This window comes from Geodermatophilus sp. SYSU D00867, from assembly GCF_054050315.1.
The window spans coordinates 288,740-302,223 of record NZ_JBJGZC010000001.1 but is presented as its reverse complement, the minus strand read 5'-3'; the positions used below and the strand labels follow the sequence as shown (position 1 = coordinate 302,223).

At 77.4% G+C, this 13,484-nt stretch carries 12 protein-coding genes; 5 read left to right on the top strand and 7 right to left on the bottom strand.

From position 1 onward, the window contains the following. Positions 1-12: 12 nt before the first annotated feature. Positions 13-834, top strand: a complete 822-nt coding sequence (locus ACI8AK_RS01530) for a DUF1028 domain-containing protein (protein WP_387991396.1) — start codon at positions 13-15, stop codon at positions 832-834. A 9-nt stretch (positions 835-843) separates the two neighbouring features. On the opposite strand, the gene ACI8AK_RS01525 is transcribed toward ACI8AK_RS01530, so the two are convergent. Next, on the bottom strand, positions 844-1,836 hold the full coding sequence (locus ACI8AK_RS01525) for a decaprenyl-phosphate phosphoribosyltransferase (protein ID WP_387991393.1): 993 nt from the start codon (positions 1,834-1,836) through the stop codon (positions 844-846). A gap of 141 nt (positions 1,837-1,977) precedes the next feature. Then, positions 1,978-5,100: an arabinosyltransferase domain-containing protein gene (locus ACI8AK_RS01520; RefSeq protein WP_456954904.1), complete on the bottom strand. Its 3,123-nt coding sequence runs from the start codon at positions 5,098-5,100 to the stop codon at positions 1,978-1,980. A 124-nt stretch (positions 5,101-5,224) separates the two neighbouring features. Here ACI8AK_RS01520 and ACI8AK_RS01515 point away from each other — a divergent pair, with 124 nt between their 5' ends. Both ACI8AK_RS01515 and ACI8AK_RS01510 read left to right on the top strand, forming a co-directional pair. Then, positions 5,225-6,520 (top strand): hypothetical protein, encoded by a 1,296-nt coding sequence (locus ACI8AK_RS01515; protein ID WP_387991387.1) that lies wholly within the window; start codon positions 5,225-5,227, stop codon positions 6,518-6,520. After that, entirely contained in the window at positions 6,517-7,674 is a 1,158-nt protein-coding gene (locus ACI8AK_RS01510) for a glycosyltransferase family 4 protein (RefSeq protein ID WP_387991385.1), read from the top strand. Before ACI8AK_RS01515 ends, ACI8AK_RS01510 begins: the two co-directional genes overlap by 4 nt. Here the strand turns inward: ACI8AK_RS01510 and ACI8AK_RS01505 are convergent. From ACI8AK_RS01505 to ACI8AK_RS01485, 5 genes are all read right to left on the bottom strand, one after another. After that, complete coding sequence (locus tag ACI8AK_RS01505; RefSeq protein ID WP_387991382.1) at positions 7,622-8,434, bottom strand: alpha/beta fold hydrolase; 813 nt, start codon at positions 8,432-8,434, stop codon at positions 7,622-7,624. The genes ACI8AK_RS01510 and ACI8AK_RS01505 overlap by 53 nt on opposite strands. 133 nt (positions 8,435-8,567) lie before the next feature. Then, the gene (locus ACI8AK_RS01500; protein WP_456954903.1) at positions 8,568-9,737 is read right to left on the bottom strand and encodes an acyl-CoA dehydrogenase family protein; all 1,170 of its coding nucleotides are present in this window, start codon (positions 9,735-9,737) and stop codon (positions 8,568-8,570) included. A gap of 9 nt (positions 9,738-9,746) precedes the next feature. Beyond that, the gene (purE, locus tag ACI8AK_RS01495) at positions 9,747-10,271 is read right to left on the bottom strand and encodes a 5-(carboxyamino)imidazole ribonucleotide mutase (protein WP_456901334.1); all 525 of its coding nucleotides are present in this window, start codon (positions 10,269-10,271) and stop codon (positions 9,747-9,749) included. A 1-nt stretch (position 10,272) separates the two neighbouring features. Continuing rightward, on the bottom strand, positions 10,273-11,532 hold the full coding sequence (locus tag ACI8AK_RS01490; protein ID WP_456954902.1) for a 5-(carboxyamino)imidazole ribonucleotide synthase: 1,260 nt from the start codon (positions 11,530-11,532) through the stop codon (positions 10,273-10,275). A 31-nt stretch (positions 11,533-11,563) separates the two neighbouring features. Continuing rightward, positions 11,564-12,226, bottom strand: coding sequence for an SGNH/GDSL hydrolase family protein (locus ACI8AK_RS01485; protein ID WP_456954901.1), 663 nt, complete (start codon positions 12,224-12,226; stop codon positions 11,564-11,566). A 121-nt stretch (positions 12,227-12,347) separates the two neighbouring features. On the opposite strand from ACI8AK_RS01485, the gene ACI8AK_RS01480 reads away from it, so the two are divergent. Both ACI8AK_RS01480 and ACI8AK_RS01475 read left to right on the top strand, forming a co-directional pair. After that, a complete protein-coding gene (locus tag ACI8AK_RS01480; RefSeq protein ID WP_387991371.1) occupies positions 12,348-12,866 on the top strand; it encodes a GtrA family protein in 519 nt (172 codons plus the stop codon). Positions 12,867-12,972: 106 nt separating this feature from the next. Next, on the top strand, positions 12,973-13,455 hold the full coding sequence (locus ACI8AK_RS01475) for a hypothetical protein (protein ID WP_456901337.1): 483 nt from the start codon (positions 12,973-12,975) through the stop codon (positions 13,453-13,455). Positions 13,456-13,484: the final 29 nt, after the last annotated feature.

Below are 13,484 nucleotides of genomic sequence, written 5' to 3'. Positions count from 1 at the left end.
ACCGCTCCCCCGGTGACGTTCTCGGTCGTCGCCCGCGACCCGGTCACCGGGGACATGGGCATCGCCGTCTCCTCCTGCATCCTCGCCGTCGGCCGGGCGGTGCCCAGCGCCCGGCCCGGGGTGGGCGTCGTCGCGGTGCAGGCGCGCAGCCCGCGCGGCACCGGGCACGTGCTGCTGTCCGGGCTCGCCGAGGGGACCGCGCCGTCGGTGCTGGTGCGCCGCGCGGCGCACGCCGCCGAGGACCAGGACCGGCAGCTCGCCGTCCTCGCCCCCTCCGGCGCGGTCGCCGCCGACACCGGGCCGGGCTCCTTCCCGGTCAGCGGCCACCTGCTCGGCGAGGGCTGGAGCGTGCAGGGCAACATGCTCACCTCGCCGGAGGTGCTGCCGGCGATGGCGGAGGCGTACGAGGCCGCCCGCGGCGGCCTCGCCGACCGGCTGCTGGCCGCCCTGACCGCGGGCCAGGACGCCGGCGGGGACCTGCGCGGCCGGCAGTCCGCGGCGCTGCTCGTGGTCAGCGGGGAGCCGGCCACCGAGGAGGACGACGGCGTGCGGACGGACCTGCGCGTCGACGACTCCGGCGACCCGGTCGCGCAACTGCGGGTGCTGCGCAACCTGCAGCGCGCCTACGACGAGCGCGACTACGAGACCCTCGCCCTGTTCGCCCCCGAGGGCGCGCGCGACCTCTACGCCGCGCTGGCCGCCTCCCGGCGGGGCGACCGCGCGGCGGCGCGGGCCGCGCTGGAGGCCGTCCGCGCCCGTCCCGGCTGGTCGGCGTGGCTGGCCTCGATGGCCGGCGACTCGCGGCTGGCCGCGGTCTCCCGCCTGCTCGGCTGAGCGGGCCGGTCAGCCGGTCCAGACGCCGAGGGCGACGGTGACCGCCCAGACGGCGCCGAGCAGCAGCAGCCCGCGGTCGCGCAGCACGACCTCCTCGGGCGCGCCGGTGCTGCCGCGGTCGACGTCGACGGCGTAGCGCAGCAGGGCCAGGACGAACGGCGCGACCGAGATCGTGGTCCACGGGATGCCGCTGTCACTGCGCATCTCGAACGCCCACAGGCCGTAGGTCGTGCAGGTGACGGCGGCCGACAGGCTCCACACGAACCGCAGGTAGCTCGCGGAGTACTCGCGCAGGCTGCGCCGGGTCTCCGCCTGCTCACCCAGCGCCAGGAGCTCGGCGTACCGCTTGCCCGCCACCATGAACAGCGCGCCGAACGCCGCGACGAGGATGAACCACTGCGAGAGCGCGACGCCGGCCGCCGCGCCCCCGGCCACGCCGCGCAGGACGAACCCGGAGGCGACGCAGGCCAGGTCGATCACCGGCTGGTCCTTGAGCGCCAGGCTGTAGGCCAGCGAGATGCAGACGTAGGTGGCCAGGACCGCGGTGAGCGCCGGCCGGGCCAGGACCGCCGCCGTCCCCAGGGACGCCGCCAGCAGGACACCGCCCGCGACGAGCGCGACCCGGACCGGCACCGCGCCGGAGGCCACCGGCCGGGTCCGCTTGCGCGGGTGGCGGCGGTCGGCGTCGACGTCGCGGACGTCGTTGAGCAGGTAGAGGCCGCTGGCCGCGACGCAGAACAGGGCGAAGGCCAGCAGGGTGGCGGCCAGGACGTCGGGCCGGACCACGGTGCCCGAGGCCAGCGGCGCGGCGAACACCAGCAGGTTCTTCACCCACTGCCGGGGCCGCATCGTGCGCCCCAGCCCGGCGAGGACCGTGCCCGCGGTGCGGCGCGCGGGGCGGGCCGGGGCGCCGCCGGTCACCCGGGGCAGGTCCGCCGCGACGTTCCCGGTGAACGCCGTGTGCACCGCACGGGGCCGGAGCTGCTGGTCCTCGACGTCCATGCGGCCTCCCCGACGCTGCCGGAACGCACCGGACGGCCAGCGCGGGCTCGGCGGCCGTCCTCCGGGGCGGGACATGCTCCGGGAGCCTGGCCGGGAAACCCGCCCCGGACAATCCCCCGCGCGGTCCCGGGACGGAACGGTTCAGTCCGGGGCTGGGCCGGCCCAGCCGGGCCGGGTCACGCGGGAACGCTCCAGGTCGTACGCGTCCCGGGCGTAGGGCACGTCGAAGCGCAGCACCTGCACCTGGCGGACCCCGGGCGTCCCGCGCAACCGGACGCCGAGCTCGGTGACGGCGGAGGTGCGCTCGACCGGGGCGAACACGCCGCCGCGGAACACCTGCCAGGTGTTGTCGACCAGGCCGTCGGTGCTGCCGTCCGGCCGCCACACGATGCCGTAGGCGGCCGGCTCGGTGACGCCCGAGCGCACGACGGGCTGGCGCTGGCACGGGAAGAGGAACGAGATCTGCCAGGCCACGGCCACCGGCGCGTCCGCCGGGAGGAGCTCGGTCAGGGGCACCTGCGGCAGCACCGAGGGTCCGGTGAACGCCAGCCAGCCGCCCCGGCCGACGCTGCGGTCGTCGGCCACCAGGCGCACGAGGCCGGCGCCGGCGTCGCGGGCGCCGCGGGCGTCCAGGACAAAGGTCCGCCACCGCGGGGAGTCCAGGCCGTCGGCGAGGTCCTGGGTGCGCAGCACGCGTGGCGCACCACCGTCGCCGGCCGGCTCGGCGTACTCGACGCGCAGCCCGTTGGCGCCGACGAGGCGGCCGGCGGCCAGCACGGCCGCCTCCTCGTCGCCGGCGGGCTCGGGCAGCGGGAACCAGGGCGTGACCTGCCCGCCGGTGGTGTCCTCGCCCCCCGGCCCGGTGAGGCTGCCCCAGCTCCAGGTGGCGACCCCCTCCCCCGGCGGCGGCCCGGCGGCGAACCAGCCGCTCCCGGCGGCGAAGTCCGCGGGCCCCTCGGACGCCGGCCCTCCGGGCACCGGCGCCAGCGGCCGGGCCGCGGCGACGTCGAGCACGTCGACGTCGCCGGCGGCGCCGCAGGAGCGGGCGAGCGGGTCGGTCAGCGCGGCGGCGCCCGGGGACCAGGTGTCCAGCGTGCGGAGGCCGGCCAGCGCGAAGCTCCCGACCAGGTACCCCACCGAGGTGAGCAGCAGGACCAGCGCGAGGGCCGGCACGGCCGCCGCCCAGCCCGCCCCGGCGCGCCGCCCGAGACCCCGGACGGCGGCGAGCACGACCAGCGCCACGACCGCCCAGGTCAGCAGGTCGTCCAGCGCCACCGGGCCGACCGACGGCGGCTCGTCCGGGTTCGGCATCCCGGGGAGCCAGGTGTAGGGCCAGCTGTTCGGCCCGCGCATGGCCAGGGCGGCGACGACGACCCCCGAGCCCAGGGCGAGCGCCGGGACCGCCGGGGACACCGGACGGTCGCGGGTGACCGCCCGGACCAGGCCGGGCACCGCGACGAGGAACAGCGCGAGGAACAGCGGCCCGAGCCCGGACAGCGCGCCGAAGTGGTGCGTCCACTTGCTCGGGGTGAACCACAGCAGCAGCAGGGCCGCGCCGAGCGACCCGCCGGCCAGCAGCAGCGTGGGCGGGACCCGGACGTCGCGCGCCCGCGCGGCCACCGCCAGGACGAGGAACCACAGCAGCGCCACGATCCCGGCGAGCACCGCCGTCCGCCGGGCGTAGGAGCCCATCGGGATGGACTGGAACAGGAAGGCGTAGCGCTGCCACTCGTCGTACCAGGCGTCCTGCCGCTGGATGGACAGGAAGATCTCCTGGCCGCGGCGGAAGTCGTTGAGGGTGCCGTCGGCGAAGGCGGCGCAGACGGCGAACGCCCCGGGGGCGAGGACCAGCAGCGTCCGCCCCGCCGCCTCCGTGCGCCCGCGCCCGGCCGCCACCAGCCGGGCCAGCCGCGGCAGCGTGGCGACCAGCGGGGCGAGGGCGACGAAGCCGGTCGGGTGGCAGGCCACCGCCAGCCCCGCGGCCCCGAACGCGAGCCCCACCGGCAGCAGCCGGCCGGTGCGCAGCGCGGCGGCGACCGCCACCAGCGTGGCGAGCGCGAGCACGCCCACCACGGCCTCGGGCCGCACCCCGATGCCGTAGGGCAGCCACCAGGCGAGGAACGCGGCGGCCAGCAGCAGCCGCGCGGCGACCGGGCCCCAGGCGGACGCCGCGACCGCCGGCGGCAGCGCGCCGGCGCGGGCCACCAGCCGGCGCAGGAGGACCCAGGTCACCAGCCCGGTGACCAGCGACGGCAGGCGCAGCAGCGTCGGTGAGTCGCCCAGCTCCTGCCACCAGCCCAGCAGCCGGTAGAACCAGGTGAACGGCGTGAACGACTGGTTGAGCAGCTGGTAGTAGTTCCCGACGAACCCGGTCTCCTGGGCGTTGCGGGCCATCGCCGCGTAGTAGCCGTCGTCGTCGGACGTGGGCGCGATGAACAGCCACAGCAGCGCCGTCGCGACGACGGCGACGTCCACCGCGCCCCCCGCCCACCGGGCGGCCCCCCGCGGACGGGCGGCGCGCGGCTCCGGTGCCCGCGGGCCGGACGGGGGGCCGCGGCGCCGGTCGGCCGCGGCGAGGGCGAGCAGCGCGACGAGCGCGGCGACCAGCACCAGCCCGGTGAGCGCCAGCTTCGCCGGCGTCGGCGTGGTGTCGAACTGGTCGTCCACGGTGAGCGAGACCCGCAGGTCGCCGTCCGGGAGGGCGGTCAGGCCGGTGGCGAGGACGTCCACGTCGGGCAGCACCGTCCCGCCGTCGGGCGGCGCGAGGCCGGCCACGCGGGTGCCGTCCCGCTCCACGGTGAGGCCGTCCGCGTCCGCCGTCACCCGGTAGGTGCAGTCGCCGGCGGGGACCGGCTGGTCGAGCACCTCGGTGCCGCGGTCGACCACCCGGACCCGGCCGTCCGAGGAGGTGACCAGCAGGCCGTCGGTCCCGGCCGCGGGGTGCTCCGGCACGATCGTGGAGAACACGACCCCGCCGGGGACGTCCGCCGCGGCGCGGACCGCGGCGCAGCCGACGCGCAGGTCCAGGGCCAGCGGCTCCTGGTTGGTCAGCTCGAGCATCGTCGACTCCGGCCGCGCGGGGTCCTGCGGCCAGGTGACGGCGGGGGTGCTCATGCGGACGGGGGCCAGCGGCAGGAGCACCGCGCCGAGGACGGCGACCAGCGCGGCCAGGACCCCCAGGCGGGAGAGGCCCCGGGAGCGCGGCGGCGGGGGTGGTCCCGGGTCCGCCACCGGGCGCGGGCGCGCCTCCCCGACGACGTCCACACGCTCCCCCTGCTGATCGCTGTTGACCGGCTCCGGCCAGTGAACACCCCGAGCGGGTGCCGCGTCGCCCCCCACCAGGCGTTCCCGGCGCGCCCGGCACCCTCCGGAGCACTAGCGTCGGCCCGTGCCCCAGCGCGGCCGGGATCGGACACCGGCACCCCGCGGTGCGCGCCGCCTCGTCCCGTCGCTGAGCTGGGTGGCGCTGTGCGTCGTCGTCTCCGGCGTCCTGGTCTACGTCTACCTGGCGCTGGTGGCCCGCGCACTGCCCGCCGGGGAGTACGCCGGGTTCGGCGCGTACTGGTCGCTGTCCCTGCTGCTCGGCTTCGGCCTGTTCCTGCCGCTGGAGACCGAGATCGCCCGGCTGGTGCACCTGGGTCCCGGCCGCGGCCTGCCCCGCGGCACACTGCGGGTGGCCGCCGTCCTGACCCTGGCCGGCCTCCTCGCTGTGGCCGCCGCGATCCCGCTGCTGCTGCCGACGCTGGGCTCGGCCGGCCTGGTCGTCGCGCTGGCGGCGGTCTGCCTGGTCTCCCCCGGACAGTTCGTGCTGCGCGGGCTGCTGGTCGGCACCGGCGGCTACCGCAGCTACGGCGTCGTGCTGCTGGCCGACGCCGTGCTGCGGGTGCTCGGCGCCACCGTCGTCGTCCTGCTCGCCGGTCCCGCGGGGCCGGCCGCCCTCGGGTGGACGCTGGTCGCCGCGCTGGCGCTGGCGCACCTGCCGCTGCTGGCGTGGCGGCTGCGGCGCCGGCCCCCGGCGCCGCCCGGCGTCCCGCGGCTGGCGCCCGGCGCCGTGGCACACCTGGTCGTCGGCACGGTCTGCGCCCAGACGCTGCTCAACGCCGCGCCGGTGCTGGTGACCGCCGGGACCGCCGGACGGACCGCGGCCGCGGCCTTCGTCGCGGCCTTCACCCTCGTGCGGCTGCCGCTGTTCGTGGCGGTGCCCCTGCAGGGTGCGCTGCTGCCGGCGCTGGTCGACGCCGGCTCGGGTCCCCCGCGGGCGCGGGCCCGGGTGGTGCGCCGGCTGCTCGCCGCGGTCGGCGCGCTGGCCGCGGCGGCCGCGGTCGTCGGGGCGCTGGCCGGCCCGCCGGTGGTGGGGCTGGTGTTCGGCGAGCGCTACGAGCCCGCGGCCGCCGACGTCGCCGTCCTGGCCGCCGGCAGCGTCGTGCACCTGGCCCTGCTGGTGGCCGCGCAGGCGGTGGTGGCCGACGCGCGCCACCGCGACAGCGCGCTGGCCTGGGGAGCGGGGCTCGCCGTGGCGGCCGTCGTCGCGCTGGTGGTGCCCGGCACCGCGGGGGCGGCGTGGGCGTTCGCGGGCGGCTCGGCGGCGGCGCTGGCCTGGTGCGCGGTCGTGCTGACCCGCCGGGGCACGGGGGCCGCGCCGGTGCCGCCGGTCCCCGCGGGGTCGACGGGAGGAGCGCGGTGAGCGACCGGCTGGACCTGGTGGTGGCGCTGGACTACTACGCGCCCTACGTCAGCGGCCTCACCAACGTGGCGCGCGACGTCGCCGAGGGGCTCGCCGCGCGCGGGCACCGCGTCCGGGTGCTCACCAGCCGGCACGACCGGGCCCTGCCGGAGCGGGAGGTGCTGCGCGGGGTCGAGGTCGAGCGCGCGCCGGTCGTGGCGCGGCTGGGCAAGGGCGTGGTGAGCCCGGCGCTGGTGCGGCGGGTGCGCGCGGCGGGCCGGACCGCCGACGTGGTGGACCTGCACCTGCCCATGCCGGAGGCGGGCCTGCTCGCCGTCGGGACGCGGACGCCGCTGGTCAGCACCTACCACTGCGACGTCAGCCTGCCGCCGGGCGCGGTCAACCGGGCGCAGACGCTCGGCGTGGACCTCGCCAGCCGCGCCACGCTGCGGCGCAGCGCCCGCGTCGTGGTGTCCAGCGAGGACTACGCGCGGTCCAGCCGGCTGTGGCCGGCGATGGCCGGGCGCACCGCCGCGATCCCGCCGCCGTGCCGCGAGCGGCCGGCCGGGCGGCCGCGGTTCCGCGACGGCAACGGGCTGCACGTGGGGTTCCTCGGCCGGATCGTCGAGGAGAAGGGGCTGCAGTACCTGGTGCGCGCCTTCCTCGCCCTCGGGGACCCCGACGCGCGCCTGCTCATCGGCGGGGACTTCGCCGACGTCGCCGGCGGGTCGGTCGTCGAGGAGGTGCGGCGCGCGGCCGACGGCGACCCGCGGGTGCGGCTGCTCGGCTTCCTGCCCGAGGAGCAGATCGCCGACCTCTACGCCTCGATCGACGTGTTCGCCCTGCCGTCGGTGAACTCCTTCGAGGCGTTCGGCATCGTGCAGGTGGAGGCGATGATGGCCGGCGTCCCGGTGCTGGCCAGCGGCCTGCCCGGCGTCCGGACGCCGGTGCAGGAGACCGGGTTCGGCGTCGTGGCACCGCCGCGCGACGTGCCCGCGCTCACCGAGGGGCTCCGCCGGCTCGCGGCGGCGCCGCCGGACCGCGACCGGGGCCGGGCCCGGGCGCGGGAGCGCTACGCCCTGGGCACCGTCCTCGACGCGTACGAGGAGCTGTTCGCCGAGGTCAGCGCGGGAGGTCCGGGACCTCGCGCCAGAAGGCGTCGAGCCGGCGGTTGAACTCCTCGGGCACCTCCTCGAACGGCGCGTGCGCCTGGCCCTCGATCAGCTCGAAGCGCGCTCCCGGGACGGCCTCGGCCACCGCCCGGCCGTAGTCCGGTGGGGCGATGGGGTCCGCGCTGCCGGTGAGGACCAGCGTCGGGACGGCGATCCGCGGCAGCCGGTCGAGGGTCGCGTGGTCCCAGAAGGCGTCGGCGAAGCGCTGGAAGGACTCGCTGGACTGCGGGTACGGGAAGGCCAGCGCGGCCTCGATCGTCCGGTCGACCCGCCCGTCCTCGTGGGCGCGGTGGGTGTAGGCCCAGGCGAAGAAGGCCTCGAGGAACGCCCGCTCGCTCGGCGCCCGCTCGGCCATCCAGAGCCAGGAGCCGACCACGTGGTGCCAGCGGACGTCGGGACGGCCCCAGGTGCCGACCAGCACGAGGCTGCGGACGGTGTCCGGGTGCCGCAGGGCGAGCTCCTGCGCGATCACGCCGCCCCCGGAGTAGCCGACGACGTGGGCGGGGCCGGCTCCGCACTCGAGCAGCACGCCGGCCGCGTCGTCGGCCAGGTCGGCCACCGTGTAGGCCAGGTCCGGGCGGGTCGAGCGGCCGACGTCGCGGTTGTCGAAGGCGATCAGCCGGTAGCGGTCGGACAGCCCGTCGAGCTGGGCCTGCCAGGCCTCGAGCGGGTCACCGCCGCCGTTGACGAGCAGGACCTCGGGCCCGCTCCCCCGCTGCTCGACCCACAGCCTGACGTCGCCCGCTCGCACCGCTGCGCCCATCGGTCCGGCCCTCCACTGCATGGGGCCGGACGGCTCCCGGCCCGGGCTGGGAGCTGCCATCGTCGCGCGCCGCGGGAGCCGGTGGGCGGGTCCCGTGCCCCGTGGCGGCGCGCCGTCACGGGGCGGGAGAGCCCTACCTCAGGAGGCTGCGGGCGATGACCATCCGCTGGATCTGGTTGGTGCCCTCGTAGATCTGGGTGATCTTGGCGTCGCGCATCATGCGCTCGACCGGGAAGTCCTGCGTGTAGCCGGCGCCGCCGAACAGCTGGACGGCGTCGGTGGTGACCTTCATGGCGACGTCGGAGGCGAAGGCCTTGGCCGCGGCGCACAGCCGGCCGAGGTCGGGGTCCACCTTGCCGCCGGAGTGGCCCGCCTCGCCGCGGGCAGCGGCGACGTAGACCAGGTGCCGGGCGGCCTCGACCTGCATGGCCATGTCGGCGAGCATGAACTGCACGCCCTGGAAGTCGCTGACGGCCTTGCCGAACTGCTTCCGCTCGCGGGTGTACTCGACGGCGGCGTCGAGGGCGCCCTGGGCGACGCCCACGGCCTGCGCGCCGATGGTCGGGCGGGTGAAGTCCAGCGTCCGCAGCGCGGTCTTGAAGCCGGTGCCGGGCTCGCCGATGACCCGGTCGGCCGGGATGGCGCAGTCGGTGAAGTAGAGCTCGCAGGTGGGCGAGCCCTTGATGCCCATCTTCCGCTCCTTGGGGCCCACCGCGAAGCCCGGGTCGTCGCGGTGGACCACGAAGGCGGAGATGCCGTTGGCGCGCTTCTCCGGGTCGGTGACGGCCATGACCGTGTACCACTCGGAGACGCCGGCGTTGGTGATCCAGGCCTTGGTGCCGTTGAGCACCCAGGTGTCGCCCTCGAGCCGGGCGCGGGTCTTCATCGAGGCGGCGTCGGAGCCGGCCTCCCGCTCGGAGAGGCCGTAGCTGATCATCGCCCGGCCCTCGGCGATCGACGGGAGCACCTTCCGCTTGAGGTCCTCCGAGGCCGACAGGATGACGGGCATCGACCCGAGCTTGTTGACCGCCGGGATGAGCGACGCCGAGACGTCGACCCGGGCGACCTCCTCGATGACGATGCAGGTGGCGATCGCGTCCGCGCCCTCGCCGCCGTACTGCTCCGGGATGTGCGTGGCGTGGAAGCCGGCCGCCGTCAGCGCCTTCTGCGCCTCGATCGGGAAGCGGGAGTTCGCGTCGACGTCCGCGGCGTGCGGGGCGATCTCGCGCTCGGCGATGTCGCGGACCGCGGCCCGGATCGCGTCGTGCTCCTCGGTCAGCTGGTACAGCCCGCTCGTACTCACGGGTAGATGCTAGGACGTCCCAGCAGATCCGCCGTCGCCGGTCAGCCGGGCCCGCAGCGCCGCGTCCCGCGCCACGACGGAGTCGGCCAGGTCGGCCTGGAACCGCTCGACGGCGGCCCGCAGCCCCGGGTCGCCCGCAGCGAGGATGCGCACCGCGAGCAGGCCGGCGTTGCGGCCGCCCCCGATGGACACCGTCGCGACCGGCACGCCCGCGGGCATCTGCACGATCGACAGCAGGCTGTCCAGGCCGTCGAGGCGGTCCAGCGGCCGCGGCACGCCGACCACCGGCAGCGGGGTGGCCGCGGCGAGCATCCCCGGCAGGTGCGCCGCTCCCCCGGCGCCGGCGACCAGCACCCGCAGCCCGCGCCCGGCGGCCGAGCCGGCGTAGTCGAGCATCCGCTGCGGAGTGCGGTGCGCGGACAGCACGTGCACCTCGTACGGGACGCCGAACTCCGCGAGCGCCTCCGCGGCCGGCTCCATGGTGGGCCAGTCCGAGTCGCTGCCCATGACGATCCCGACCAGCGGCTCGCTCACGTCAGTGCTCCTCGGGGAAGGCGAACGCGGGGTCGACCACGCCGTCGGCGAGGTAGCGGGCCGCGGCGACGGCGCGGGCGCGCACCTCCGCGAGGTCCTCCCCCAGCGCCGTCACGTGGCCGAGCTTGCGCCCGGGGCGCTGGCCCTTGCCGTACCAGTGCAGCTTGACGTCGGGCCAGTGCGCCATCAGGTGGTGGACGCGCTCGTCGAGGCCGGGCCCGTCCCAGCCGGGCTCCGACGCGCGGCCGCCGAGGACGTTGGCCATGACGACGGCGGGCGCGGCCATCGCCGTCGACCCCAGGGGGTAGTCGAGGACGGCGCGCAGGTGCTGCTCGAACTGGCTGGTGCGCGCGCCCTCGATCGTCCAGTGCCCGGAGTTGTGCGGGCGCATCGCCAGCTCGTTGACCAGCACGCCGTCGGGGGTCTGGAACAGCTCGACGGCCATGACGCCGACGACGCCGACCCGGTCGGCGACCCGCACGGCGAGCTCCTGCGCGGCCGTCGCGGTGTCCTCGTCGAGGTCCGGGGCCGGCGCGAGGACCTCGGTGTTGATGCCGTCGCGCTGCACGGTCTCCACCACCGGCCAGACGGCGACCTGCCCGAACGGCGAGCGGGCCACCAGCACCGCGAGCTCGCGGACCAGCGGCACCCGCTCCTCGACCAGCAGCCGGCCGTGCGCCTCGAGCAGGCCGGCGGCCTCCTCGGCCGCGCCGACGACGAACACGCCGCGGCCGTCGTAGCCGCCGCGCGGGGTCTTCACGACCACCGGCCAGCCCACCGACTCCGCGAGGTCGGTGATGCCCTGCAGGGTCTCGACCTCGGCCCACGCCGGCTGGGGCTCCCCGGCGGCGGCGAGGGCGCGGCGCAGGACGAGCTTGTCCTGGGCGTGCACGAGCGCGTCGGGGCCGGGGGCGACGCGGACGCCCTCGGCGGCCAGCGTCCGCAGGTGCTCGGTGGGCACGTGCTCGTGGTCGAAGGTGAGCACGGTGGCGCCGTCGGCCACGGCGCGCAGCGCGTCGAGGTCGCGGTGGTCGCCGATCCGGACGTCGGCGGCGACCAGCGCCGCGGACTCGTCGGGACCGGTGGACAGCACGCGCAGCGACTGGCCGAGCGCGATCGCGGCCTGGTGGGTCATCCGGGCGAGCTGGCCCCCGCCGACCATCGCGACGACGGGGAGCCCGGTCCGGGGGTCGGTCGGGGCGGGTGGCGGCGAGGCGGGATCGGGCGAGGCGGGATCGGGCGAGGCGGGATCGGAGGACATGGCAGGACGAGGCTAGCCGGGGCCGGCCGGCTCAGTTCCCGGCGAGGTCGAGCAGCGCCGCCCGGATGCGGGCGCCGACCAGGTCCGCGACCGCCTGGGTCGGGTGCACGCCGTCCTCGGAGGCGCCCGGGGCGAAGGTGCCCTCCCCGGTGTCGACGTCGGTCCACGGGTCCAGGTGCGCCCAGCCCTGCTCGCCGGCGAGCTCGACCAGCCGCGCGTCGAGCTCCTCCCGCCCCTCCGGGTCGACGTCCAGCGGCGGGACGGCGACCAGGACGACCCGCTGCACGCCGGCGGTGGCCACGGCGTCGAGCAGGTTCTGCCGGGTCTCCTCCCACGGGACGGAGTGGAGCACGTCGTTGGTGCCGGCCAGGACGACCAGGACGTCGGCCTGCACCGGCCGGACGCCCGCGCTCATGTCCGCCGTGCGGGCACCGGGTACCGCCCAGCCGCCCCGGAACTCCAGCGGGGCGACGTCGGCCGCGCGCACCCACGAGTTCCGCCCGCGGACCTCGGTGCCCTCGACGGGGGCGTCCAGGCCGGCGGTGATCGAGTCCCCGACGACGGCGAAGCCCACGGTCTGCGTCGTCCCCTCCGGCGCGGTGCCCGCCTGGGGGGCCGGCGCGGTGGCGCTCGCCGACGGGGGAGCCTCGTGGGCGGCGCCGCAGCCGGCGGTCAGGAGGGCTGCGGCGAGCACCGCGGCCGCCCACCGGCGTCCCGGCCACCGGAGGGACGGGGACCCGAGGGAGCTGCGCACGATGCCCGAGTATCCCGTGTGTCCCGGCGTCCGCCGCGCCGCGACCCGTACCCTCGGGTCCGTGCTGGCCCCGGGACGTCGACGTCGCCGCGGCGCCCTCCTCCAGCGGCTGCGCGGCACCTGGCGGGTGCTGCTGCGGGAGCTGTCGGCGTTCGGCGTGGTGGGCGGGGTCTCGTTCGTCCTCGACCTCGCGCTGTTCCAGTACCTGTACGCGCACGCCGGTGCCGGCGCGGTGGTGGCGAAGCTGGTGTCCACCACGGTGTCGACGTCGGTGGCGTTCGCCGGGCACCGCTGGTGGTCCTTCGCCGGCCGGGCGCGCACCGGGCTGCGCCGCGAGTACCTCGCCTTCGCCGTGGTCAACGCGGTGACGCTGCTGCTCGGGCTGGCGATCGTCTACGTGGTCCGGCACCCGCTCGGCCAGGAGAGCGCGCTGGTGCTGCAGGCCGCGAACGTCGTCTCCATCGCCGTCGGCACGGTGATCCGCTTCGTCAGCTACCGCACCTGGGTGTTCCCCGCCGCGCCGGCCCCGCGCGCGCCGGCGGGCCTGGCGACCGGCCGCCTGTCCCCCGCGGACCGGTAGCCGCGCCGCGGACCCGGCAGACTGGGGGCGTGCACGCACCGCTCCCCGCACCCGCCCGAGCGCAGCGCCGGGACCCCCGGCCGACGGCCCTCCCGGGAGGGGAGGCGTGACGGCGGTCGAGGCCCCGGAGTGGGAGGCCGCCGTCGGGCGGCTGGTCGCGGCGGCGGCGTCGGCGGAGCGGGCGGTGTCCCGGCTGGCGCGGGCGCTGTCCGGCATCGACCGGGTCGCCGCGCCCTACCTGCTCCCGCTGGAGCTCGACGCGCTGGTCCGCCTCATCCGCAACCTCATGCCGCTGCGCGTCCGGGACCGCCGGCTCAACGACGACGTCGTCGACTGGACCCACCAGGTGCGCAAGCTCTACGCGGTGCGCACGACCGTGGTGCACACGGTGTGGGAGCCGGCGCACGGCGAGCCCGGCATGCGGCCGGCGTGGTCGAACGCCGGCGTCGCCGAGCACCCGCTCACCGTCGCCGAGCTCACCCGGACCGTCGACCGGATCGCCACCCTGTGCGGCGACCCCCTCGACCGGCTGCTGCAGCGGATCGCCGAGGCCGCCCCGGCCCTGGCGGCGGCGGCCGAGCCGCGCTGACCCGGCCGCCGGCCCCGCTGACCCGGCCG

What these genes read in the sequence shown, in the direction of transcription:
- ACI8AK_RS01525 (WP_387991393.1), bottom strand. Translation starts at nt 1,836, where the DNA reads ATGGACGTCGAGGACCAGCAGCTCCGGCCCCGTGCGGTGCACACGGCG.
- ACI8AK_RS01505 (WP_387991382.1), bottom strand. Translation starts at nt 8,434, where the DNA reads ATGGGCGCAGCGGTGCGAGCGGGCGACGTCAGGCTGTGGGTCGAGCAG.
- ACI8AK_RS01490 (WP_456954902.1), bottom strand. Translation starts at nt 11,532, where the DNA reads ATGTCCTCCGATCCCGCCTCGCCCGATCCCGCCTCGCCCGATCCCGCC.